Raw genomic sequence first — 23,255 nt, forward strand, 5'->3', positions numbered from 1 at the left:
GCATCGTGGCGGCAAGTATTTGTTATGCTTTGCTGAAAGAACCGGAGATCAAGGTAAAAACAACTAATATCGACTGGGCAGGTATCATTTTGCTGGCCATAGGTATCGGTTCGCTGCAAACGGTGCTGGAACGGGGAGAGACGGACGACTGTTCGAAGCAGGATATCATTTTCCTGAGTATAACAGCATTCTTTGGCCTTTTATTGTTTGTGTGGTGGGAACTGACCACACCTAATCCCGTCGTCAATCTGCGGGTACTAAAAAGCAGGAATCTGAGTCTCGCAGCTGTGATGACATTTGTATCAGGTGTAGGGCTTTTCAGTTCAGTTTTTCTGACGCCGGTATTTGCGCAACGCCTGCTCAATTTCACACCTACACAAACAGGCTTATTACTATTACCGGGAGCTATCCTGGCCATCGGAGGACTGATCATCTCTGCACGCCTGTTACAACGGGGTATTTCTCCGATAGTAATGATTACGCTGGGTATGTCTATGTTCATCCTTTTCAGCTGGCAGATGTCGGGGTATAACCTCGATGTCAGTGCGTCCAGCCTTACCAACACATTGATACTAAGAGGCGTCGGACTGGCCATGATTACGGTGCCATTATCTGTACTGGCCGTGTCCGCACTGGCACCGGCAGACTTTGCACAAGGTGCTGCGCTTAACAATATGATGCGTCAGCTGGGTGGTTCGTTCGGACTGGCCATGGTCAACACTTATCTGGCCAATCGTAATGCGGTACACCGCTCAGATCTCGTTTCCAATATCACACCTGATAATCCTGTTGCGGTAAAACGGCTGGCTGACTATACGCAGTTCTTCATATCCAAAGGTGCAGGCGCAGTAGAAGCACATGCGAAAGCGCTCCGGCTGATGGATGCCAATATCATCAAGCAAACATCTGTTCTCAGCTTCAATGATGCCTATCTGCTGGTAGGTATTGTATTCCTCATGGCGCTGCCGCTACTATTGCTGGCGACACCTAAGAAAAAGGACAGCAGGTAAAAGTGGTGCTGGCAGATCACTAGATATAACTTGTCTCGTTTTGTGTATATGGGGTTAGGGTTGCTTTTTGGTGCCCTGACCCTTTTCTGTTAATTTACAGACACATGAAAAATAACTATGACAATATTGCGCGGTACTATGATTTTCTGAGTGGAATTGTATTCGGCAGTTCGCAGAAAGATGCACAGACAGCATTGTTGTCATACATACCTCCCAACAGTACAATACTCATTGCCGGTGGAGGTACAGGATGGATATTAGAGCGGATAGCAGCACAGTGTGCGCCCGGGCAACGTATATACTATGTAGAGATTTCTGCGAATATGATTGCCAGAGCAAAAGAGCGGCACTATCAACCCAATGAAGTGCATTTTATTCATCTGGCCATTGAGGATTTTAACCTTTCGCAGACTGGTATTTCCGGCTTTGATATCATTATTACACCCTTTCTCTTTGATAATTTTAAAATGGAAAGAGTACCACAACTATTCAGGCATCTCGACACTTTGTTATTGCCGGATGGAAGGTGGCTGTTTACTGACTTTCATTATCAGCAACAGGCGCCATACTGGCAACAGCTGCTCCTGAATTCCATGTATCTTTTCTTCCGGATATTATGTGCAGTAGAAGCCAGTGCATTGGCGAATATGAGACCGCTGTTTGCAGCTGCAGGATATATCCCGGAATATGAAATATATTATTTCAGGAAATTTATCTGGTCAGCTGTTTACCGTAAACGGAAGCAACAGGCATAAAATAAGAGAGATAGGCATGATGCCTATCTCTCTTCCAGATCTCCCGACGCATGTCCGATCGCCTCTCTTTCCTTTCGGGATGGTCCATGATCTGCATGTTCTCTGCCATCTTCTTTCGTAGACGGCTCCATTAATTTACGCATGTTTACAGCATTTGCATCATCACTCATCAGGTTTGCCATATAAACATGCATTTTTGTTTTGCCCCCGGATATCACACGGCTCTCACCACTCATCAAAGCTTCGTAACCATCTTTTGCCACTTCTTCCGGTGTTTGCAACGACTCTTCCCTGTAAGTCTTCGTATGTTCCATATTTGCTTTATGGAAAAAGTCAGTATCTGCTGCTCCGGGCAGTAATACAGTTACGTGAACCCCGGATTCTTCCAGTTCATTACTGATAGCAGCGCTGAAGGAAATTACAAATGCCTTTGTTGCTGCATATACTGATAACAGCGGCATAGGCGCTTTACCTGCCTCGGAACCCAGTTGCAGGATATGCCCTTCTCCGCGCGCTGCCATGTCAGTAGCAAAATACTTCGTTAATGCTACCAGCGAAGAAATATTCAACTGAATAATATCAAGACTGCGTTGCAGATCAATATCGATGAACTTCCCCACTCTCCCTGTCCGGCATCGTTGACAAGGTAATTCACAACAATCCCTCTCGCCTGTACTTCATCATATATTTCCTTTGCTGCTTCTGGTCTGAACAGGTCTGCGGAAATAGGTGTTACTTCTACCGAATATTGTTGTTTAAGTTCTGTAGCTACCTCCTGCAAGCGATCTTCCGAACGGGCTACGAGTATCAGACTATATCCATCTCCCGCAAACAATTTTGCTAATTCGTAGCCGAATCCACTTGTGGCACCGGTAATCAGCGCATATTGGTTGCGATTATTCACGTTCACTACTGGCATACAATTATATTTAGTGTATTAATGGGAATTTTTCAGACTTTCAGGCGCCTCTTTTAATTCCGGATGTTCTTTGTGCGCTTCAGGCGTTACATCCTTTGCCCCTTTATTATGACTTTCACGTTCAGTCTGCTCTATTGCTGCTTCAGACTGTTCCGCCTTACCTGTAAGGTCTTCTTTACGCACCTGCGTTTTCTTATTATCCTGCTCTTGATTTTGCTGTCCCATAATATTCCGTTTTAAAGGTGAAAGAATACTATATCAGGAACAAAGAGCACGCCACGCATGCCATAGTGAGGAAGTAAAGCGTGGTCAGCCAGCATATTTGTATACATGCTGAAACACCACTGTGGAATTTGTTGCTGCCTGGGGGATTTTAAGCAGACTAGGCTTCTATTTCTGTCTCTGCGGTTTCTGCGGTGACACTTTCCCTGCCTAATTCATTCTGTTCGGCAAGTGTCAGGTCATCTGTTCTTGTTGTTTGCAGCCAGCCGGCTTTATTACGGCGGAACACCTGAATAGCGAGTCCCATATCATGATAGAAGTCTCTTTCTACGGCTTCCACAGTCCGCTGTTCACTGATATCAACCCAGCCAAAGCTATGCACCAGCCGGATATCTTCAATAGGCGTATCAGCAGCTACTTTCTGACTATTGGCGCTTGCCCTTTCCGCTTCATGCGGACAGAGATAACATTCGAGTTTCAGATAGGGATATACCTCGCGAAATTTATTCTGGATATTGAGAAGAATGTCTTCTTCGCTGATGTAGATTTCCATCGTGTTGTGTTTTAGGAAGTTAAATGTATATCCAGTCGGCCAGGCCTGATCCTTCCTTGAGTTAAACAAATGAAATGCTTATTGGTTCCTGAAATCCTGCTTAATTAACCTGTTTTTATGACCGGCTGCATGATAAAATTAATCTGACCATAGGACAAGGCCTATGATGATAGTCAGCCGGAAATGTATTTGTAATCAGCCTTTTACACCCCGGCAGCAGGTCCTCCTCACCACCAGCTCCTTCCTCCCGGCGATTTCTTAAGCTACATTAATGGATTGCTGAGAGATACCGGCGTATATTTGTTGCAACATATAAACAAACAAACAATCATGGCAAATACGATATTACATAAGGCAGACACCCGCGGACACGCAGACCACGGTTGGTTAGACAGCCACCATACCTTCAGTTTTGCTAACTACTATAATCCTGAAAGGATGCAGTTTGGTGCGCTGAGAGTATTGAATGATGACGTGGTAGCCGGAGGAAGGGGCTTTGATTCCCATCCTCATGATAATATGGAAATTATCAGCATTCCGCTGGAAGGCGCGCTGGAACATAAAGATAATCTGGGCAATACCGTGATCACTGAAGCGGGAGAAATTCAGGTAATGAGCACCGGCACCGGTGTATTTCATAGTGAATACAATGCCTATGCTGATAAAACAGCCCGTTTCCTGCAGATCTGGCTGTTTCCCAATCAACTGAACGTAACGCCCCGCTATGATCAGACAAAGATCAATATCGCCGACAGGAAAAACACCCTGCAGCAGCTGATCTCTCCTGACAAAAACGGAGAAGGTACATGGCTCTATCAGGATGCATGGTTCCATATGGGCCGCTTTGATAAAGGCATCTCTACCACCTATAACGTGAAAAAAACGGGTAACGGGGTTTATCTTTTCGTCATCAGTGGTTCCTTTTCTATCGACGGACAGGAACTGAACACGAGAGACGGATATGGTATTACTGATCCCGGCCAGCTCAATATCACCGCATTGGAAGAAAATGCCGAGCTGCTTGTTATAGATATACCTTTATTCAGTTGAAATCGACAACTCATTGCCCGAAAAGCATGATTTGTTACATATACCTTTGCTTAACGTAAACATTAAATATAAACTAAAGAACATGTCTATTAAGATTGCCACCACCCAACACGATGTAATTGATCTGATTAAAAACAGATGGAGCCCACGTTCCTTTTCTGCAAAAGATTTAAGTGCGGCAACACTTGAGACCATCCTCGAAGCCGGTTCATGGGCGCCAAGTGCGAACAATACCCAGCCATGGAGGTTTATATATGCTTTACGTGGTACTGCCGGTTTTGACAAGTTGCTGGCTACACTGGCGCCGGGTAACCAACCCTGGGCTAAAAATGCAGCCGCACTGGTAGCGACCATCGGTATCCGTGAGACACCTGATACCCAGCAGAAAAATCATTACTTCATGCACGACGTAGGTATGGCCACCTCCTTCATGCTGTTACAGGCACTGAACATGGAAGTATACGCACACGTCATGGCAGGATTCAATAAACAGCACATTGCCGAAACAGCGGGTTTAGGAGCAAATGAAGAAGCGGTATCCATCGTGGCATTAGGATACATCGACAGTGCCGAGAAACTGGAAGAACCTTACAAAACAAGGGAATTAACCGCCAGAAGCCGTAACCCGATTGCTACAATCGCTGCTCATCTGGACTAAAATCAACTGATATGGATACGCAACAACTGCACATCCTTGCAATAGGAAGAAATGCGGAGATCATGACAGTGATGCAACGCCTGCTGAACACACCGGAAAACTGGAAAGGACTGACCGTCACAACAAACGAAGCTGCACTGGCCGCTTTTGATCAGGAATCATTTGATATCGTCCTGTTGTGCGCAGGTGTCACACCGGAAGAAGAAGCGACACTGACCGCCCACTTCACACAACGCAATCCCGATATCATCGTGAAAAGACACTTTGGTGGCGGCAGCGGGTTATTAAAGAACGAAATATTATACGCCCTGGAGCACAGATAACACTCCGGAATAAAATAGCTGCTATGAAAAAGAACATTGCACACATCCTTGCAGGAAGAGCAAAAAACATCACCCCTACACAAGCGGTATTACAACCATTACCTCATCAGGATTTCCGTTTTGCCAACCCGTTTATTGTGTTGCATCACGGCGGACCAGACATCATCCCTCCGGGATCTGATGAAAGGATCCATCCTCATCCTCACCGTGGCTTTGCACCGGTAACCTTCCAGTTACAGGGTCAGGCACACCATAAGGATACAACCGGTAATGACCAGCTGCTGAATGCCGGTGATGCGCAATGGATGTTTGCAGGTAAGGCCATCCTTCACAGTGAAGGCCCTTCAGAGCAGATGCATAAAGATGGCGGTACAATCGAAATATTGCAGTTATGGGTCAATGTACCCGCTGCGCATAAATGGGATGATCCCCGTTACCAGTTTGTACGGAAAGCGGACATGCCCAGGATCTTTGAACAGGACGGTGTCAACCTCAGACTTGTAAGCGGTGAATTCGAAGGCAAAACAGGGCCGGTGAATATCTCTTTTACACCTGTTATTTCAGCAGTAGGTGAAATCGCCGGTGGGAAAGAAATTGAGTTTAATGTAACAGAAAATTACTGGACCCTCCTCTACGTCGCACACGGACGTGTGACCATCGACGATATCACCCCTGTTGCAGAACATCATCTGATCGTATTCAACAGGGAAGGCAGCACATTCTCCGTAGCTGCCAATGAGGACAGTCAGATCCTGTTCCTCTCTGCGGAAGTAATTGACGAACCAGTGGCTGCTAAAGACAATTTCGTGATGAACACGAAAGAAGAGGTAGATCAGGCAATAGAAGATTATAAGAACGGACGCTTTGGCACATTGGAGTATTAACTTTTAAAACATTTTTTTATGGAAGATAGAATATTAGGCCTGCACCACATTACAGCGATTGCTGATAATGCTAAAAGAAACCTTCAGTTTTATACAGACACATTAGGGGTTCGTTTTGTAAAGAAGACCGTTAACTTCGACGATCCCGGTACATATCACTTCTACTTTGGTGACGAACAGGGTACCCCTGGTACCATCCTTACTTTCTTCCCATGGGAAGGCATCGGTCGCGGTAATACCGGTACCGGTATGGCTACTGAGATCGGATATTCCGTTCCTGCCGGCAGCCTCGATTTCTGGGCAGACCGTTTTGCAGCAAAGAATGTGGTACATGGTCCTGTAGCGGAAAGGTTTGGTGAACTGTACCTCCCATTCGAAGATCCGGATGGGCTGAAACTGAACCTGATCGTTCCTGAAAATGCAGACAACCGTACTGGCTGGGAAACAGCGGAAGTAAAAGCCGCACACGCTACAAAAGGTTTCCACAGCATCGTACTGAACCTCAGAAGTATCGGTCCTACCGCTAATATCCTGACAGACGTACTGGGTTATAAATTCCTCGCACAGGAAGGTAACCGTCACCGTTTCATAACAGACGCTGTACAGGAAGCTGCGATCGTTGACCTGATCGAATCTCCAAAAGAATCCGCTGGTAAAGGCGGTGGCGGTACCAACCACCACGTAGCTTTCCGCGTAGCAAATGACGAAGTCCTGATGCAGTTCCGGGATAAAGTCCTGAAAAAAGGACTCAATATCACCCAGAAGATCAACCGCGACTACTTCTATTCCCTGTACTTCAGAGAACCGGGAGGTGTACTGTTTGAACTGGCGACCAATAATCCCGGCTTCACAGTAGACGAACCTCTGGATCAACTGGGTCAGCACCTGAAACTGCCGGTACAGTACGAATCTATCCGCGCAGACATCGAAAAAGTATTACCAGCTCTTTAATCTGAATAAAATGGATGAAGTAGTAATCAGGCTCAATGCCAAAAATCACGGTGCCTTCTACCTGATGCACGAAGGTGAACAGGCCGGCGAAATGGTGATCGGAATAGACGGCGAAGTACTCACCGCCTACCATACAGAGATTATGCCTCAGGTCGAAGGAAAAGGCCTCGCCAGAATCCTGATGAACGGCATGGTGGACTACGCCCGCGAACATAAACTGAAAGTCAGACCACTGTGTGCCTACGTACACGCACAGTTTAAGAAACATCCGGAAGAGTTTGCGGACATCTGGCTGAAACAGGAAGGAGAATAATCCATACAATTGAACTTATGCATACCAGCAATATAATAACAGCAGGGAAAAAGACGACAGAAGCAAAGAAAGCGCTGATCATGGTACATGGTCGTGGCGGTAGTGCGGAAGACATCCTCACACTGGCCAACTACCTGAACGTAAAGGACTATGCACTGTTAGCCCCTCAGGCTACCGGCCATACATGGTATCCTTACTCGTTCCTGATGCCACCAGCACAGAATGAGCCATGGCTGTCTTCTGCACTGAGTGTACTGAAAGAAGTGGTAGACGAGGTAGTGGCAGACGGTATCGCAGCAGAAAATATCTATTTCCTCGGATTCTCTCAGGGGGCCTGTCTTACTCTGGAATTCATCACCCGCAATGCGGCTAAATATGGTGGCACGGTCGCCTTTACCGGTGGACTGATCGGAGATCAGCTCTATCCGGAAAACTACAGCGGCAACTTCGGCGGAAGCCCGGTATTCATTGGTACCAGCAACCCCGATCCGCATGTGCCGGTAGATCGCGTAAAAGCCACAGAAAAAGTGCTGAAAGACATGGGGGCTGATATTACGGTCAATATTTACAACAATATGGGACATACGATCAGTCAGGAAGAGATCAATCTGGCGAATAAGCTGGTCTTTAAATAAGAGAGAAACGCATTCCCTGTCAGGAATCAGGAATCAGGACTTTAAATGCAGCGGAGATCGTTGTGCAAGTGAAATAAGTTGAGTGTAATGTGTTGTTGAATAAACTACTTCCCTGCATCCTGATTCTTACCATAAACACAAAGGGTGTCTGCCATATGGCAGACACCCTTTGTGTTTTATAGCTTACGCCTATAATGCCTGTTTCCTAATTTCCCTTCCTGTACATTGTACTCCTGACCTTACTCAAAAACTCCGGCGAAACGCCTATATACCGCGCAATATGATGCTGCGGAATGCGTTGTACAATAGCCGGATACCGTTCCATAAAGGCAAGATACCGTTCCTCCGCCGTCTGGGAGATAGAGGCATAAATACGCTGCTGCATCACACTGGCCGTACGTTGTAATAATATCCTGAACAGTCTTTCAAACTTAGGGATCCTGACATACAGGAGGTTTTTGTTCTCATAGCTGATCGTCAGCAGTTCACAGTCTTCCAGTGTCTCGATATTTTGTCTTGAGGGCTGTTGCTCGGAAAAACTGGCCAGGTCAGCGACCCACCAGTCTTCTATCGCGAAGGTCAGATTGGTCTCGGCGCCCTGCTGGTCAACGTAAAAGGTACGTACACAGCCTTTCAGGATATATGCCTCATAATCACAGACTTCTCCCTCTTTCAGGAGAAAACTTTTCTTTTTCACTTTCCTGTATTCCAGCAGGGAATGGAAGAATTCCTGCTCCTCCGGCGTGAGCTGAATGAACCTGGCTACGAATTGGTCAATTGGGCCGAACATAGTAAATTGATGGGCGGTTTTCTTAAATGTTGCTTAAATGCTTACTTTCATCCGCAATAATAAGCAAAGCGCTTAGTTTTTGACAGTAAATTAGATAGTTATTAATAAATCGTCCCGCATGGAATTTTCATCACTAAGAAAGTACACCCGACTGAAATGGATCATCCCTATCTGTTCGGCAGGCGTGCTTACAGCATTCTCCCTGTTGCCGGCTGACGACTGGCAGGATAAGGTTACAAATGCACTGGCACTGTTTGGAAAACGTTACCCACAGGAAAAAGTATACCTGCATTTCGACAAAGACATCTATGCCTCCGGCGAAACGATGTGGTTCAAGGCATACATCATGCTGCAAAGCCAACCATCCCTGACCGCCTCCATTCTGTATGTGGAGTTGCTGGATAAAGATGGTAATGTAGTCACTAAAAAAAGGCTTCCCGCTCAGGGTGCTGCCGCTGCAGGTGACTTTGAACTGCCCGAAACCCTGAAGTCAGGTCAGTATCAGATCAGGGCATACACCGCCTGGATGCTGAACTATGACCAGTCCTTCCTTTTCTACAAGAATATCGAAATACTGGATCCGTCTAAAAAGGTTCCTCTGCCGGCAAAGGATACCACCAAAAGTGACTTTGCCGTACAGTTCTTCCCCGAGGGCGGTAGCATGATGGCTAACAATGCCGGTCTGGTAGCCTTCAAGGCGATCGACCAGAATGGTTTCCCTGTAGCCGTAGCCGGTACGGTACAAAACAGCAAAAAGGAAACGGTAGCAGAGATCAAAACGATTCATGATGGTATGGGTACTTTTGATCTGACACCTGTTGCCGGTGAGCAATACCGTGCTGTTGTAAAAGTAGGTACCGGTCCGCAGAAAACATTTGACCTGCCTGCCGCAAGTACCGAGGGTGTAGCCCTGAAGCTGTACAACCGGGGTAATCGTATCTTCTATCAGGCCACTCTGGCGAACCCGGATGATACCGCTTATAGCAAGATGATGGTGATTGCACAGGTACAGAACCAATTGGTGTATAAGGCATTACTGGACGTCGGAGAAGGCCGTATCAGCGGTTTTATTCCTACACAGGGGCTGCCAACAGGTATCGTACACGTAACCCTTTTCAGCGATAAAGGACTGCCGGTTTCCGAGCGACTGTCCTTCGTGCGAAAAGCTGACCAGATCGACCTCAGCTTCATGAACGCAGAGATCAGCAATACGCCGAGAGGAAAGAGCTCTATCGAACTCTTTGCACCAGACAGCATGCAGAGCACCATGTCTATCTCTATCACAGATGCTGATCAGGTACTGAAAGATCCGGATGAACACAATATCCTGTCTACATTCCTCCTGACGTCCGACCTGAAAGGCTACGTCTATAATCCGGGCTGGTACTTCAGAGATACCGCCAAAGCAACGATCGACGCGATCGATCTGGTCATGCTGACCAATGGCTGGAGCAGATTCAGCTGGAAAAAGATCCTCAATAACGATATGCCACAGCTGAAGTACCCTTATGAACAGGGTATGTCCATAAAGGGTACAGCGGTGACCAATACCGGCCGTTATCCGGCTGCAGGTGGTAAAGTGGACTTTATCTTCAAAAACCCACTGGACAGTAGTACCTCCTTCTCTTCAGCCGAGGTAAATGATAAAGGCGAGTTTGAAATTCCTAATATCCAGTTCATGGATACAGTGCTGGTGTTCTTCCAGGGGAATGACAAACAGCGTAAGAAAGATGTACAGGTCACTTTCGACAAACACTTCTTTGATATCAATCAGCCGGTAAGTACACCTTACCCTGCCCGCGTACCATTGGGACTGGATAACGCTGCCATGAGCCGTTTCCTGATCACTGCCAATGAAAGCAATAAGGTCAACAGATCCATCACCAATAAGACCGTTTACCTGAAAGAGGTGAACATCCGTGATAAAAAGATCACACCACAGCAGACTATCGAGCAGCGTTATACCTCCGGTATGTTCTCTTCAGGTGATGGTTATACCTTCGACCTCACCAAAGAAACGCCGTTCCAGCTGAATATATTCCAGTACCTGCAATCCAGAGTTGCCGGTCTGAATATCACAGGCGATCTTAACAACCCTGCCCTCTCATGGCGTGGTGCAAAACCATCATTATACCTGAACGAAATGCCGTCAGACGTGAGTATGCTGGCAAACGTGAACGTAAATGACATTGCACTGGTGAAAGTATTCCGTCCGCCATTTATGGGTGGCTTCGGTGGTGGCGCCGGTGGTGCGATTGCCGTATACACCAAGAAAGGCGGTGATAATCAGGGCGATCAGACCATCCGTGGTTTTGAGCGTATGAAGAAAGCAGGTTATAGTCTGGTGAAAGAGTTCTATTCTCCTGATTACGCCGTGAAGAAAGAAGTACATGAACTGCCTGATAAACGTCTGACCCTGTACTGGAACCCTTACATTTCTGTAGATTCCATCACTTATGCGAGGACGATCCAGTTCTATAACAATGACTTCTCCAAACGCTTCCGCATTGTAGTGGAAGGTATTACTGCGGATGGACGTGTGGGACGCGTGGAACAGGTGTTTTAATTAATTAAGAATCAGGGGCTACATGCCCGCTCTGATATCGAATTTCCTTTAAATGAATAAAAAGGGCGCTTCAGTGCTGAAGCGCCCTTTTATTTATTATCCCTGATCCCTAATGATTAATTTTGCCGCATGACAACCACTCCAAGGTCGGCCCGGCTCGCGACCGCTGCATTTTTCTTCATCTCCGGCTTCAGTTTCTCCAGCTGGGCCTCCAGAATACCTGATATTCAACGCCAATTATCATTAAATAAGGCCGAACTGGGCTTTTACCTGTTCGCCCTGCCGATCGGACTGGTGATGACGTTACCGGTCACCGGCTATCTTTTACAGCGGCACAGCAGCCGGAACATTATGATGATCGGCGTACTGGTCTTTAATCTGATGCTGGCGATGATCGGGGTTGTTAACCAACCATGGCAGCTGGGTCTGGTACTTTTCTGCTTCGGTTCTTCCCGGAATCTGATGAATATTTCTGTAAATGCACAATCTGTTGCTGTGCAGGCATTGTATAATCGATCAATAATCACTACTTTTCATGGAGTATGGAGTCTGGCAGGTTTTGCTGCTGCTGCTGCAGGTGCTATAATGGTGGATGTGAAAATCACCCCGACATGGCATTTTCTGGTAGTAGCGGTGCTGATGACCATCATGGGTTTTCTCGCATTCCCGGATAGTCCGCACGAACCTCCTAAAAAACAGGCCGATACCAAACGTTTTATCTGGCCCGACAAACACCTGATGAAGTACGGGCTGATATCATTTGCCGTCATGGCATGTGAGGGGACAATGTACGACTGGAGTAATATCTTCTTTCAGGAGGCCGTACATCCGCCGGAGAAACTGATCGCCGCCGGCTACGTCATTTACATGATTGCCATGAGTACCGGACGTTTTACCGGAGACAGGCTTGTCAACCGCCTGGGCATACCAACCATGATCAGGTACAGCGGCATACTGGTCCTCTGCGGATTTATGGTGTCAGCTGTTTTACCGCATACTATTTCCGCCAGTATCGGTTTCATGATGATCGGTTTCGGTGTATCCTGTGTGGTGCCACTGGTACTGCGTATGGCCACTATGACCGCAAAGATGAGCAGTGGTTCTGCCATTGCTGCCGTATCCACCGTAGGGTATATGGGATTCCTCGTGGTACCGCCTGTAGTCGGTTTTCTGGCAGAAGGTTTAGGTATCAGATGGGCATTTGCCGTCATGGCGCTCTTTGGCGCATTGATTACCGTCCTGATATTACAGATTAAAGCAACAACACAAACAACCACATTAACAGATAATCTAAAATCGTAAACATGACAAAGCCCGGATGTATCATATTTGACTGTGACGGCGTATTAGTAGATAGTGAAGTGATTGGTGTAAGAGTACTTTTAGATATGGCATCCGAATATGGCGTGACCATGGATCTGCAGGAAGCGGTGGAAGAATTCAGTGGTATCCGGTTAAGAGAAGGGATCAAAATGTTACAGCAGAAGGCAAATAGCCCCTTCCCAGACGATTTCGAACAGGCTTTCCGTAAGCGTTCATATGAGGTCTTTAAAACGGAAATGCGTCCTGTAAATGGCATTAAAGATATACTTGACAGCCTGACTATACCTTTCTGCGTAGCCTCCAGCGGCCCCGTAGAAAAAATGAAACTGAACCTTACGATTACCGGTCTGATGCCCTATTTTGAAGAAGGTAACAGGATCTTCAGTGGTTATGAGATCAACAGCTGGAAACCTGATCCGGGTATATTCCTGCATGCAGCAAAACAAATGGGCTTTTCTCCTGCGGAGTGTGTAGTGATTGAAGACAGTAAGGCTGGTGTGATTGCAGCACAAAGAGGCGGATTCAAAGTATATGGTTATGCAAAACCATTCAATGGTAACGAACTAAGAAAAGAAGGAGCCACCGTTTTTTATGAAATGAAAGAACTACTCAATATCCTTCACCTCAATAATGCCGCTGTACAGCTCCCCTGACGCATAATTTTTCACCATCAGTCCGTCATACAGGCATATTCATTGATATAGAATCAAGGGACTATTATCGTTGTTAATGTAAGTGTATGACAAGAGAGGAATACAAAAATGCGCGGAGGCCTGTCTGGCTTCCTCGTTAGAATGCGACTACGCAATAGCTGCATTCCTGAAAAGTGAAAATGCCGACAAATTAAAAGATTGCATCATTCACCTGCTTGAATGCGCTGCTATTGCCCGGGCTACTGTGGCAGTGATGAGCATCGGAGGACAATTCAGCGAAAAGCAATGCAGACTTTGTATTGATGTATGTTATTCCTGTGCACAGGTGTGCGAGGCACATATGCAATGGGCACAAGCGAATGCCGGAGCCTGTGCTGATAGCTGCCGGCGCTGTGCACAGATCTGCGAAGATGTCATCAGTCATATGGTAACAGACAACTAATAACAACAAACATATAGCCCCGATCAATAACAGCCCCGCAACACTACAGTTTTGGGCAGTGATGAGTATTGTACTTACCTCAGTTAAATAATTTGTTATGACACAATCATCCAATGTGACAACAGACCATCAGACTATTAAGGAATGGGTGGAATCAAGAAACGGCAAACCCGCACAGGTGCAAGGTACTGGTGATAAAAACGATCCGGGTATATTACGAATAGACTTTCCGGAGAATGGGTCAGACAAACTGGAAGAAATATCCTGGGATGAATTCTTTGACAAATTTGATGAAAATAATCTGGCATTCTTATACCAGGACGAAAAAGCGGACGGTGAACAAAGTTATTTCAACAAGTTTATAAGCAGGCACGAGAAACAATGATCGCAATGTCTACTGTGTATCGTCGAAGAAGGGCTCCCGCCAATGGTCGCGGGAGCCACTTTTTGTATCATTAATTCACAAAAATGGACCCGCAATCTATACATTTCAATGACTGGCAACGGCTGCTCTTTGGTAACGCGCCGCCTGAATTTCTTATAGAAGTACTCATAAGAGCCATTATTATCTATGCGGTATTGTTGTTTGTCATCAGGCTACTGGGCAAACGTATGAGCGGACAACTCAGCATCACCGAAATGGCCGTAATGCTTACCCTTGGTGCGATTATATCTGTTCCGATGCAGATGCCTGAACGAGGCATCCTTCATGGCGTCGTTATGCTGTTCTTTGTGCTGGCATTCCAGCGGGGATTCACCTGGTTTGTCTTCAAAAGCAGAAAAGTAGAAGATATCACGCAGGGTGCCGTCAGTATATTGATAAAAGACGGCATACTTGAACTGGAAGAGCTGAGAAAATTGAACATATCAAGAGAACAACTTTTTGCCATATTACGCAGTGAGGAAATTTATCACCTTGGGCAGATCAAACGTGTATATCAGGAAGCAAACGGGAACTTCAGCATATATAAAGCGGATCCTGTAAAACCCGGATATAGTATTCTTCCAAAAATGGATGACCGCCTTGGAACAGATATACAAAGGCCAGCTGACGACGCATTGCTCGCCTGCAGACATTGTGGGAACACAATACGGATACAGTCAGATAAATCATGTCCGGTCTGCGGAGACAAAGATTGGGAGAAAGCCGTTTTAGCAAAATAGTATATGGAAAAGTCGCAGATTAAATTAGAAGACATCGGTCGTATCATAGCAGGAGATACACCTCCGGAATTCTTTATTGAGATTATAATAAGAGGCATATTCGTTTACCTCATCCTGATGGGCGCCTTGCGCCTCATGGGCAAACGGATGGCTACCAGACTTACACGAAATGAGCTGGCAGCAGTATCCACGCTCGCCGCCGCTATAGGGATACCGCTCTTTACGCCTGATCGCGGTATCTTACCGGGGCTTGTTATTGGCGCTGTCGTAGTAATAGTACAGCGTACTGTCGCGTGGTTAAGTACAAATAGCGAACGTTTCGAACGTACCTCACAAGGCAAAATCAGTGTACTTCTTGAAGACGGATGCCTGCAGATAAAAGAAATGAAAGAAGCACGTATCAGCAGGGAACAATTGTTCGCGCAACTAAGAGTTCGTCAGGTCCTGCATCTGGGCCAGATCAAACGTGTTTTTATGGAAGCCAGCGGAGCATTCACCATTATACGCCGGGTGAAGGAACAGCCCGGTTTATCTGTATTGCCCTCCTTCGATAAGGCTTTTCAGGAAGAACTAAGCACTGAGAAACATCATCTGTTATGTAGTTACTGTGGTGTTACAGCTGCGCCGATGCAGCATACATGTCCTAACTGCGGTGCACACGAAACAACCAAAGCCGTCAGATGATATGTGTACACAATGAAACACTTCTATGTAAATATCTCTCGTAAAAAAAAGTCCGGAGCTCCCACAGCATCCGGACTTTCACACTACTGTTCTACTGTTAGTCATGTCCTTCTGTCTTCACGATCTTATTATAAATACCTAATAAAAGAAACGGCGCAGCCCATTGTCCGACGAACAGACTGACATGCTTCTGTTTCAGGCACTGTAATGCCAGTGATACGCCCATAGCGCCTATTGCTGCCCACAGAAAAGTATCCGATGGCAGCTTCGCTGTCTGTTGTTCAATCGCCTTTGCTACCTTCCCTTCTTCATGGCCCTGGTTAAGTACTGAACTCATATGCTTTGTTTTTAAGTGATAGAATCATATTCATGACTATCAGTTGATAAAACTGTGCCAGCATGGTGATGGTACCCTTTTTGAACCACATCAGTAAATTAAAAGACATGAAGATATTAACAACCGTCGGACTCTTCACCGCCGTACTGCTTTGTGCTTGTGGCGGGAATAATACCAGAAGTCAGCAGCAAGCCAGCAAGGACAGTACTAAAGCGATGGCTGAAAGCATGGAGGATGTCAGTAATGCATCCGTCAATTTTGCTACAAATGCCGCTAATGCCAATCTGAAAGAAATCGAATTAGGTAAACTGGCTCTGAAGAATGCGAATTACAGCCGCTTAAAAGCGTTTGCACAAAAGATGATCACTGCACATACCCAATCCAATGAAGAACTCCAAAAGGCCTGTTACAGTGCTGGTGTAACTTTACCCAATGGATTGTCAGAACAGGATCATAAAGATGTGATGGATATGGCAAAGCAAAAAGACAAGGCGTTCGACAGGGCTTATATCAAAGCAATGGTCAAAGCACATCAGGCAACAATGGAAAAGCTCGATGCAGCTGCACACAATATGAAAGACACTGCCCTGCAGCATTATGCGCAGCAAACATTGCCCATTGTTACGGCACATCTGGAAGAAGCCAGACACATACTGGAAGATGTACGTAAAACCTATGCGCCCGATCAATTCGACGATGTAGAATCTTATCAATAAACTATACTGTATGCCTTTCATCAGCACCAAAACACACGCACTGCTTGATTATACATCCGGGATTCTGCTGGTTGCCACGCCCTGGGTGTTCGCCTTCCATGATGGCTCTGCTGCTCACTGGACATCCGTTATTTACGGCATTGCCATCCTGATGGTCTCTGTTATCACCAATTACGAAGGAGGTTTCCTGCGCATGATCAGTATGAGGACACATCTTACAATAGATGTCATCGCAGGTCTGCTGCTGATGACATCTCCATGGTTGCTTGGCTTTGCTGACCGGATCTTTCTGCCACACCTGATCATTGGAGGCTTTCAGTTAGTAATCGGATTACTTACTGACCGGATACCTTTTCAGCTGGGAAAAGAAATGTCTGTCAGAACAGCACATCACTCTAAATAGATTATTGTTCCGGGTATTTTTCTTTCCAGTCTGCCAGTAGTTGTTCTGCCCTTTCCGGTTCCAGCCGGCGGATAATGAAGTCGATCTTCTCCTCCCGCCGGTCGTCCCCTTCTTTAGACTGGGATGAACCGCAATACCAAAGGAAAGCCAGCCCTGCCACCTGCCATATCAGCTGCAGGAACTCCGACTGCCAGTTCTCCATCGTGTCTCTCATCATCTCTGTAATGTATTTGCCTGACTCAACTGGTTGTCCATGCGAAAGTTGTTCATCAACAAATACTTTCCAGCCAAAATACCAGTGCAAAACAACGGATACGAGGAAAAAAGCCAGTGTAAACCACAAATAACCTTTTCTCTTCCAGATTGAATACTTTTTTGTGCCTGTAGTCATAATTTTTCTTTTTTGGTTAGACGGATATGGGGTAAAACTTTATCACCGAAATCACGGATAAAGCGTTCCTGATCCCGGTGAACGTTATGTAAAATGATACGTTCGAAACCGAGATCTGTATAACGCTGAATTTCACTGATACACTTTTCAATATTGGATGTGATAAGCATTTTCTCTGCCACATCCTGCGGTCTGAGATAATCTGCTATGTTGTCAAACTGAGTAGGTCTGCTAAGATCATTTAAGACTTCCGGTGCAAAGAAATTTGTACGCCACTGGTCATACGCTGCATCCATTGCTTCTTTTTCTGTCTTTGCATAAGAGAATGCCATTTGCAGATATACCGGTTTGCCTGCGCCACCGTTATTACGGAACGCCTGCACAACCTTCATCAGCTGTTCTCCACCTGCATCTATCGTGATAAGGCCATCTGCCCATGTGCCAGCCCATGCAGCCGTCTTCTCTGATAGTGCTGTTGCCATCAGTGGCGGAATAACAGCAGGCAATGTATAGAGCTTCGCCTCTTTCACCCGGACCAGCCCATTATGCGTTACCATCTCTCCCTGTAACAGCCGTCTTATCAGCTGTGCGCATTCCAGCAAGCGGGCATTCCTCTCCTCTTTATGTGGCCATATATCGCCCGTAATGCATTCATTTAGAGCCTCACCGCTACCAAGTTCAACGGAATACCTACCCGGAAACATTTCTGCAAGTGTCGCAATGGCTTGTGCAACTATTGCCGGATGATACCGTTGTCCGGGGGCACATACCATACTGAAGGGTAAGGTAGTCGCCTGCATGGCTGCCGCGATCCATGAAAAAGAAAAGCCGCTCTGCCCCTGCCGCTCACTCCATGGATGGAAATGATCGGAAGAGTGAACGGCCTGAAATCCTGCCTGCTCAGCTGCTATTGCATATCGCAGTAATGCTGAAGGGGGATGTTGTTCGTGAGATGCATGATAGGTGATCTGTGTCATACAAAACACCTTACCATCTCCATACCAAACTCACCATATACTTCACGTAGCTTTACCCTTCAGCTCCCAATGGTCTTTGATACGATTACCCTCACGGTCATACTTCAGTGTACGGGCATAACGCTCGCCTCTGACATTTCCGTCACCAGTTCTTTTGCCAATAAAAAGTAAAATGGGATTGCCTTCTTCATCTGTTTTAAAGGAGAGATCATTTCCCCTGAATTCCATGTCTATCATGGTAGAAGGCGTGTACTGCTTTTCAAGTTTTTTGATCAGATCATCATTCAGCTTCATATGTCATGTCTTTACATGACCAGCTTCAAAAATTGCACCTTTTACAATTGTGTCTTCCTTCTGACCAGACCATAATACTCACCATGATGACTAATAGAAACAGGTACAGGAGAGTTGTTGTAACAGTTCATCATATAGGGTACGCCATCCTGATTTTTCATCAGCGCGCATTCATCAAACAAATGTATCGGCCAGCTACTGCCTGTATAGATATCCAATCTGTCAAAAAAGATCTCATGCGCAACAGCTACGGTGTGTATACAGCTATCTTGTCTGTTACTGATAAAGGCATAGCTTTTTGATTCGTGCAATATCCTGCCTGTAACAGCATGCCCATTCTGTTGTAATAAGGTACAGTCAAACTTTACGGGGTTATAGATTCTGACATTGGTCACCCGGTTAACAATCTTATAAGCCGCCTCTTTACAGCTCCAGAGCAACCATACCATATCTGATGGCTCGCTGGCCTGACAGATCATTTCCTGCTCCGCAGCTGTAAAGATCTTGCCCAGATATCCTTTTCTCTGCCAGTTGCTTTCCTGACAGGCAAGACGGAGATCTACAATGTCGTTGCCGATCATTGTCCGCCAAGTTTGGCTTCAATGATCTCCATCGCCGATTTCACATTCAACATATGTTCCATCGCTTCATTGTCTATCACTATGTTGAATTGTTCTTCTACATCGAGTATCACATCTACCAGATTGGCAGAGTTAATTTTGAGGTCCTTTACAAAATCCGTGTGTTCGTTGATGTTTTGTAAAGCGTCCTGGTCTTTCGCATACGGTTTGACGATCTCTTTTAATTGTGCGATCAGCGTTTCTTTATCCATCGTTTTCATTTGTACTTCTTTAAAATCACGCAGGCATTCACATCTCCAAAACCAAAACTGGCCTTCGCGATCAAATTTAATTCTTTATAGATCAATTGCCGGGGTATTTTTTCGGGGTCTGCAATCGCTGCAATCTCCGGATGCAGGTCTTCGCAGTTGATATTAGGGAATAAAAATCCTTCGTGTAATTGTAATACGGCCGCCACCAGTTCTATACTGCCCGAGCCGCTGAGGCAATGTCCTATCATCCCTTTCAGTGCGTTCAGGTATGGGAAGTCTTTCCCTCTTCTGTCAAGTGCAATACTCCAGTTCTCCACTTCCAGTGCATCCTTACCCGTTGCAGTCAGATGTCCGTTAATAGCATCAATATCTGCGGCATCGATACCGGCGGCTTTCACCGCTTCCCTGATACAACGTTGTACTGCAATACTATTGGGGGCTGTCATCGAACCGTCCCCTCTTTGCGCACCTGAATTGACATGGCCGCCTAATACCTCCGCATAGATGGTAGCTCCTCTTTCCAACGCACTCTCCAAAGACTCCAGCAGCAATGCACCGGCACCACTGCCGGGCACAAAACCACTGGCAGAAGCACTCATAGGTCTGGAACCGGCAGCAGGATTATCATTATGTTTAAATGTGCATACTTTCAGTCCGTCAAAACCACCCCATATATACGGTCCGGCATCGCTCGTACTACCTGCCAGCATACGTTTCGCATAACCATTGCGGATACGGTCATATGCCATCAGTACGCTCTCCGCTCCTGTTGTACAGGCAGATGAATTGGTTGTAACCTGATTGGCCAGCGCCAGTTTCCCACCCAACCACGCACTGATACCACTGGCCATTGTCTGCGGTACTACTGTACTGCCCAGACGGCGTACATTCAGCGCATCCACTTTATAGATGGCCTCCCGCAGCTTGTCTACGCCGGCAGAACCTGCGCCGAAGATGGTACCACTGTCCCAGTCGGGCGCCAGCTCCGGACCTGTGGGCAGCTGTGCGTCCTTCCACGCATCCATACCTGCTATCAATCCGTAAAGGATACCATTGCTGTTGAAGCTTCTCAGTTCCAGCGGATCAAGATATTGTAGCTGCAGGCTTTCCGGCACTTCGGGTTTCCCTGCAATCTGGCAGGAGAACTGTAATGCCGCCAGTTCTGCATCATGACGGATACCGGAAGTACCCGTTTTGATCGCTTCCGTAAAAGCGGGAATCCCAACGCCATTGGGCGCTGCTACACCCAGACCGGTCACAACTACTCTTTTATTCATGTGCTTTGGTAATGATCATTCCGGCAATAACGCCACTGCATACCTCTTCCTGTGCTTCGTTTTTCATGGTCACCCGACATTTCAGTTTACCAAAACGAAAGTATACCTTCTCGCCTTCCACCGTCACTTTTTCTCCCGGAAAAACGGGGCGCATAAATTCCATTTCTGTGGATGTGAGGCCAAAGCTCATATGCGCTCCCAGCTCCTCCTCCCCCATCAGATAAATACCCAGACAAACCAATCCGATCTGTGCCGTTACTTCTGTCAGGATCACACCCGGTGTAACAGGATAACCTTTAAAATGTCCTTTATAAAAATCCAGCTCTTCCCGGAAAGTAAAATGTCCTTTTACTTTGTCACTATCGATATGGTCCAGACCATCGACAAAGAGAAAAGGCGTCGTAAAGGGGAGCTTGTCAAGGATTGCTTGTACAGTCATATATCAGCTGATATGTTCTCCGCCATTCACCGGTATTACCGCACCGTTGATCCATGCTGCTTCATCCTTACATAGCAGATAAACAGCATTGGCAACATCTTCGGGGCTGGTCAGCCGGTGAAAAGGGTTCCGTTGTTTTGTATATGCGATCAGTGCTTCACTACCGGGAATGGCCTGTAATGAACGGGTGTCAGTTACACCAGCCTGAATGCAGTTGGCCCGTATGCCGAGTGGGGCAAATTCCAGCGCCATGTTACGGGTAATTGCTTCGAGGGCAGCCTTGGCCGCAGCTACGGCGCCATAATGTGCCCATGCGCGACTGCTACCCTCACTGGTGAAAGAAAGTATACGGGCGTCGGCCGCAAATAGGCCCTGCTGTACCAATGCCTGTGCCCAGTCATACAGACTGATCGCCATACTGTCCAGTGTGATACGAAAATCATCTGCACTAAGTATCGCATTCTCGCTGTGATGCATGGCTTTCAGGTTCCCTTTGGCAATACTATGCACCAGTGTTCTGATACGTCCTTCCGTGCCTATGGCAGCTTTCAGCGCCAGTAAAATATCGTTTCTTTTCTCCGTTTGCAGTGCATCTGCATTAAAGCTCAGTAGTTCCACACCATTTGCTCTTATGGCATCAAAATCCTGATTGATCCGATCCATCTCCACACGCGGATCCCGGTGTACAATACAGATATGCATACCATGCTGCGCGAGCTTACGGGCAGTTGCCAGTCCGAGCCCGTTGCTGCCGCCAAGAATAAGCGCCCAATATTGGTGTGCAAGAAATTCTTTTACCATTGTAACAATATTCGCTGTGCGGAAAACCCGGGTCCGAAACTCAGCATCAGGCCTTTATCACCCGCCGGTACACCTCTGTCCATAAAGCGCTCGAGTACGTATAATACAGTAGCACTGGACATATTACCATATAAACGTAATACCTCTTTAGTATCGTCTATATTCTTTCCCATGTCACCAAAAAGCTGTTCTACCGTCTGGATGATCTTTTTTCCGCCGGGATGGAAAATCAGGTGTTCCACGTCTTCTATCCGGCAACCGTGTTTATCAAGAAAAGGGTGTACGATAGCGGGAAAGTGTGCGGCAATCGTGTCAGGGACTTCTACATCAAGTACCATCTGCAGACCGGTATTCGTAAGCCGGAAACCCATCATATGTTCAGCTTCATAGAAGTGATACATGTCTTCACCCAGTATCTGTGGTCCCTCATCTTCTTCATGCGAAGACAGGATCACACAGGCAGCACCATCACCGAAGATAGCGGCACTCACGATATTGGGCATGGAGTAATCTTCCAGCTGAAAAGTAGCGGTGGGGGATTCTACGGCTATCACAGCGGCTCTTTTACCGGGATTGGCCTGCAGAAATTTCTTTGCGTAAATCATGCCGGAGATACCTGCAGCGCATCCCATTTCAGTAACGGGTAAACGTACAATATCCTGACGCAGTTGCAGGAGATTGATCAGGTAAGCATCCAGAGAAGGGATCATGATACCCGTGCAACTCACGGTAATGATATAGTCCAGATCTTGTGGCGCCAGCCCGGCTTTAGCCAGTGCCCCTTCCAGACACTGACGACCAAGCTTCACCACTTCTCTGATATAGATATCGTTTTTCTCTTCGAAAGAAGTGCTGGTAAATACTTCTTCTGGGCTCATGATAGAGTAGCGTCT

The 23,255-nt window shown here is 46.5% G+C and carries 33 protein-coding genes; 18 read left to right on the forward strand and 15 right to left on the reverse strand.

Annotated features, from left to right (window positions below; genetic code table 11):
* Positions 1-1,010 (forward strand): MFS transporter (locus FEF09_RS19985; protein WP_186774423.1); only part of this gene is annotated, 1,010 nt, incomplete at its 5' end.
* 104 nt (positions 1,011-1,114) lie between these two features.
* Positions 1,115-1,765: a class I SAM-dependent methyltransferase gene (locus FEF09_RS19990; RefSeq protein ID WP_146306744.1), complete on the forward strand. Its 651-nt coding sequence runs from the start codon at positions 1,115-1,117 to the stop codon at positions 1,763-1,765.
* Between the two features lie 23 nt (positions 1,766-1,788).
* Here the strand turns inward: FEF09_RS19990 and FEF09_RS19995 are convergent, their stop codons facing one another.
* The 4 genes from FEF09_RS19995 to FEF09_RS20005 form a co-directional block, all read right to left on the reverse strand.
* Positions 1,789-2,385, reverse strand: coding sequence for an SDR family NAD(P)-dependent oxidoreductase (locus FEF09_RS19995; protein ID WP_222597043.1), 597 nt, complete (start codon positions 2,383-2,385; stop codon positions 1,789-1,791).
* Positions 2,331-2,684 (reverse strand): SDR family NAD(P)-dependent oxidoreductase, encoded by a 354-nt coding sequence (locus FEF09_RS31665; protein WP_222597044.1) that lies wholly within the window; start codon positions 2,682-2,684, stop codon positions 2,331-2,333. Before FEF09_RS31665 ends, FEF09_RS19995 begins: the two co-directional genes overlap by 55 nt.
* An 18-nt stretch (positions 2,685-2,702) precedes the next feature.
* Entirely contained in the window at positions 2,703-2,909 is a 207-nt protein-coding gene (locus FEF09_RS20000; RefSeq protein WP_146306745.1) for a hypothetical protein, read from the reverse strand.
* 157 nt (positions 2,910-3,066) lie between these two features.
* Positions 3,067-3,459 (reverse strand): hypothetical protein, encoded by a 393-nt coding sequence (locus FEF09_RS20005; RefSeq protein WP_146306746.1) that lies wholly within the window; start codon positions 3,457-3,459, stop codon positions 3,067-3,069.
* 330 nt (positions 3,460-3,789) lie between these two features.
* Here FEF09_RS20005 and FEF09_RS20010 point away from each other — a divergent pair, with 330 nt between their 5' ends.
* From FEF09_RS20010 to FEF09_RS20040, 7 genes are all read left to right on the forward strand, one after another.
* A complete protein-coding gene (locus tag FEF09_RS20010) occupies positions 3,790-4,509 on the forward strand; it encodes a pirin family protein (protein ID WP_146306747.1) in 720 nt (239 codons plus the stop codon).
* Between the two features lie 82 nt (positions 4,510-4,591).
* Positions 4,592-5,167: a nitroreductase family protein gene (locus tag FEF09_RS20015; protein ID WP_146306748.1), complete on the forward strand. Its 576-nt coding sequence runs from the start codon at positions 4,592-4,594 to the stop codon at positions 5,165-5,167.
* A gap of 11 nt (positions 5,168-5,178) precedes the next feature.
* Positions 5,179-5,490 (forward strand): hypothetical protein, encoded by a 312-nt coding sequence (locus FEF09_RS20020; protein ID WP_146306749.1) that lies wholly within the window; start codon positions 5,179-5,181, stop codon positions 5,488-5,490.
* 23 nt (positions 5,491-5,513) lie between these two features.
* Positions 5,514-6,374, forward strand: coding sequence for a pirin family protein (locus FEF09_RS20025; RefSeq protein WP_146306750.1), 861 nt, complete (start codon positions 5,514-5,516; stop codon positions 6,372-6,374).
* A gap of 18 nt (positions 6,375-6,392) precedes the next feature.
* The gene (locus FEF09_RS20030) at positions 6,393-7,325 is read left to right on the forward strand and encodes a ring-cleaving dioxygenase (RefSeq protein ID WP_146306751.1); all 933 of its coding nucleotides are present in this window, start codon (positions 6,393-6,395) and stop codon (positions 7,323-7,325) included.
* Positions 7,326-7,335: 10 nt separating this feature from the next.
* Positions 7,336-7,638: a GNAT family N-acetyltransferase gene (locus FEF09_RS20035; RefSeq protein ID WP_146306752.1), complete on the forward strand. Its 303-nt coding sequence runs from the start codon at positions 7,336-7,338 to the stop codon at positions 7,636-7,638.
* A gap of 17 nt (positions 7,639-7,655) precedes the next feature.
* Positions 7,656-8,273 carry an alpha/beta hydrolase gene (locus tag FEF09_RS20040; RefSeq protein WP_146306753.1) on the forward strand — a complete coding sequence of 206 codons (618 nt, stop codon included), beginning with the start codon at positions 7,656-7,658 and terminating at the stop codon, positions 8,271-8,273.
* Between the two features lie 205 nt (positions 8,274-8,478).
* Here the strand turns inward: FEF09_RS20040 and FEF09_RS20045 are convergent, their stop codons facing one another.
* Positions 8,479-9,063 (reverse strand): Crp/Fnr family transcriptional regulator, encoded by a 585-nt coding sequence (locus FEF09_RS20045; protein ID WP_146306754.1) that lies wholly within the window; start codon positions 9,061-9,063, stop codon positions 8,479-8,481.
* Positions 9,064-9,181: 118 nt separating this feature from the next.
* On the opposite strand from FEF09_RS20045, the gene FEF09_RS20050 reads away from it, so the two are divergent.
* From FEF09_RS20050 to FEF09_RS20080, 7 genes are all read left to right on the forward strand, one after another.
* Positions 9,182-11,629: an MG2 domain-containing protein gene (locus tag FEF09_RS20050; RefSeq protein WP_146306755.1), complete on the forward strand. Its 2,448-nt coding sequence runs from the start codon at positions 9,182-9,184 to the stop codon at positions 11,627-11,629.
* 129 nt (positions 11,630-11,758) lie between these two features.
* Positions 11,759-12,931, forward strand: coding sequence for an MFS transporter (locus tag FEF09_RS20055; protein ID WP_146306756.1), 1,173 nt, complete (start codon positions 11,759-11,761; stop codon positions 12,929-12,931).
* A 2-nt stretch (positions 12,932-12,933) separates the two neighbouring features.
* The gene (locus FEF09_RS20060; protein ID WP_146306757.1) at positions 12,934-13,605 is read left to right on the forward strand and encodes an HAD-IA family hydrolase; all 672 of its coding nucleotides are present in this window, start codon (positions 12,934-12,936) and stop codon (positions 13,603-13,605) included.
* Positions 13,606-13,687: 82 nt separating this feature from the next.
* Positions 13,688-14,047, forward strand: a complete 360-nt coding sequence (locus FEF09_RS20065; protein WP_146306758.1) for a four-helix bundle copper-binding protein — start codon at positions 13,688-13,690, stop codon at positions 14,045-14,047.
* Between the two features lie 97 nt (positions 14,048-14,144).
* A complete protein-coding gene (locus FEF09_RS20070; protein WP_146306759.1) occupies positions 14,145-14,432 on the forward strand; it encodes a hypothetical protein in 288 nt (95 codons plus the stop codon).
* Between the two features lie 83 nt (positions 14,433-14,515).
* Positions 14,516-15,211 carry a YetF domain-containing protein gene (locus tag FEF09_RS20075; RefSeq protein ID WP_146306760.1) on the forward strand — a complete coding sequence of 232 codons (696 nt, stop codon included), beginning with the start codon at positions 14,516-14,518 and terminating at the stop codon, positions 15,209-15,211.
* A gap of 3 nt (positions 15,212-15,214) precedes the next feature.
* Entirely contained in the window at positions 15,215-15,895 is a 681-nt protein-coding gene (locus FEF09_RS20080; protein WP_146306761.1) for a DUF421 domain-containing protein, read from the forward strand.
* A gap of 97 nt (positions 15,896-15,992) precedes the next feature.
* Here FEF09_RS20080 and FEF09_RS20085 read toward each other — a convergent pair whose 3' ends face one another.
* Complete coding sequence (locus tag FEF09_RS20085) at positions 15,993-16,232, reverse strand: hypothetical protein (RefSeq protein ID WP_146306762.1); 240 nt, start codon at positions 16,230-16,232, stop codon at positions 15,993-15,995.
* 107 nt (positions 16,233-16,339) lie between these two features.
* Here FEF09_RS20085 and FEF09_RS20090 point away from each other — a divergent pair, with 107 nt between their 5' ends.
* Positions 16,340-16,948 (forward strand): DUF4142 domain-containing protein, encoded by a 609-nt coding sequence (locus FEF09_RS20090; protein ID WP_186774424.1) that lies wholly within the window; start codon positions 16,340-16,342, stop codon positions 16,946-16,948.
* A 10-nt stretch (positions 16,949-16,958) separates the two neighbouring features.
* Positions 16,959-17,351 carry an SPW repeat protein gene (locus FEF09_RS20095; protein ID WP_146306764.1) on the forward strand — a complete coding sequence of 131 codons (393 nt, stop codon included), beginning with the start codon at positions 16,959-16,961 and terminating at the stop codon, positions 17,349-17,351.
* A 1-nt stretch (position 17,352) separates the two neighbouring features.
* Here FEF09_RS20095 and FEF09_RS20100 read toward each other — a convergent pair whose 3' ends face one another.
* From FEF09_RS20100 to FEF09_RS20140, 9 genes are read right to left on the reverse strand one after another with little or no spacing between them, the layout of a single operon-like run.
* Positions 17,353-17,742, reverse strand: coding sequence for a DUF6766 family protein (locus FEF09_RS20100; protein WP_222597045.1), 390 nt, complete (start codon positions 17,740-17,742; stop codon positions 17,353-17,355).
* Complete coding sequence (locus FEF09_RS20105; RefSeq protein ID WP_146306765.1) at positions 17,739-18,719, reverse strand: TIGR03885 family FMN-dependent LLM class oxidoreductase; 981 nt, start codon at positions 18,717-18,719, stop codon at positions 17,739-17,741. Before FEF09_RS20105 ends, FEF09_RS20100 begins: the two co-directional genes overlap by 4 nt.
* A 42-nt stretch (positions 18,720-18,761) precedes the next feature.
* Entirely contained in the window at positions 18,762-19,013 is a 252-nt protein-coding gene (locus FEF09_RS20110) for a hypothetical protein (RefSeq protein WP_146306766.1), read from the reverse strand.
* 41 nt (positions 19,014-19,054) lie between these two features.
* Positions 19,055-19,594: a 4'-phosphopantetheinyl transferase superfamily protein gene (locus FEF09_RS20115; protein WP_146306767.1), complete on the reverse strand. Its 540-nt coding sequence runs from the start codon at positions 19,592-19,594 to the stop codon at positions 19,055-19,057.
* The gene (locus tag FEF09_RS20120) at positions 19,591-19,854 is read right to left on the reverse strand and encodes an acyl carrier protein (protein WP_222597046.1); all 264 of its coding nucleotides are present in this window, start codon (positions 19,852-19,854) and stop codon (positions 19,591-19,593) included. Before FEF09_RS20120 ends, FEF09_RS20115 begins: the two co-directional genes overlap by 4 nt.
* Positions 19,851-21,122 carry a beta-ketoacyl-[acyl-carrier-protein] synthase family protein gene (locus tag FEF09_RS20125; RefSeq protein WP_146306768.1) on the reverse strand — a complete coding sequence of 424 codons (1,272 nt, stop codon included), beginning with the start codon at positions 21,120-21,122 and terminating at the stop codon, positions 19,851-19,853. Before FEF09_RS20125 ends, FEF09_RS20120 begins: the two co-directional genes overlap by 4 nt.
* Positions 21,115-21,561, reverse strand: a complete 447-nt coding sequence (locus tag FEF09_RS20130) for a 3-hydroxyacyl-ACP dehydratase FabZ family protein (RefSeq protein ID WP_146306769.1) — start codon at positions 21,559-21,561, stop codon at positions 21,115-21,117. The genes FEF09_RS20125 and FEF09_RS20130 overlap by 8 nt, the downstream gene beginning before the upstream one ends.
* Positions 21,562-21,564: 3 nt before the next feature.
* A complete protein-coding gene (locus FEF09_RS20135) occupies positions 21,565-22,362 on the reverse strand; it encodes an SDR family oxidoreductase (protein ID WP_146306770.1) in 798 nt (265 codons plus the stop codon).
* Positions 22,356-23,240, reverse strand: a complete 885-nt coding sequence (locus FEF09_RS20140) for a type III polyketide synthase (RefSeq protein ID WP_261387622.1) — start codon at positions 23,238-23,240, stop codon at positions 22,356-22,358. Before FEF09_RS20140 ends, FEF09_RS20135 begins: the two co-directional genes overlap by 7 nt.
* Positions 23,241-23,255 lie beyond the last annotated feature (15 nt).

Source organism: Chitinophaga pinensis (assembly GCF_007896845.1).
In the GTDB taxonomy this organism is placed as follows: domain Bacteria; phylum Bacteroidota; class Bacteroidia; order Chitinophagales; family Chitinophagaceae; genus Chitinophaga; species Chitinophaga pinensis_C.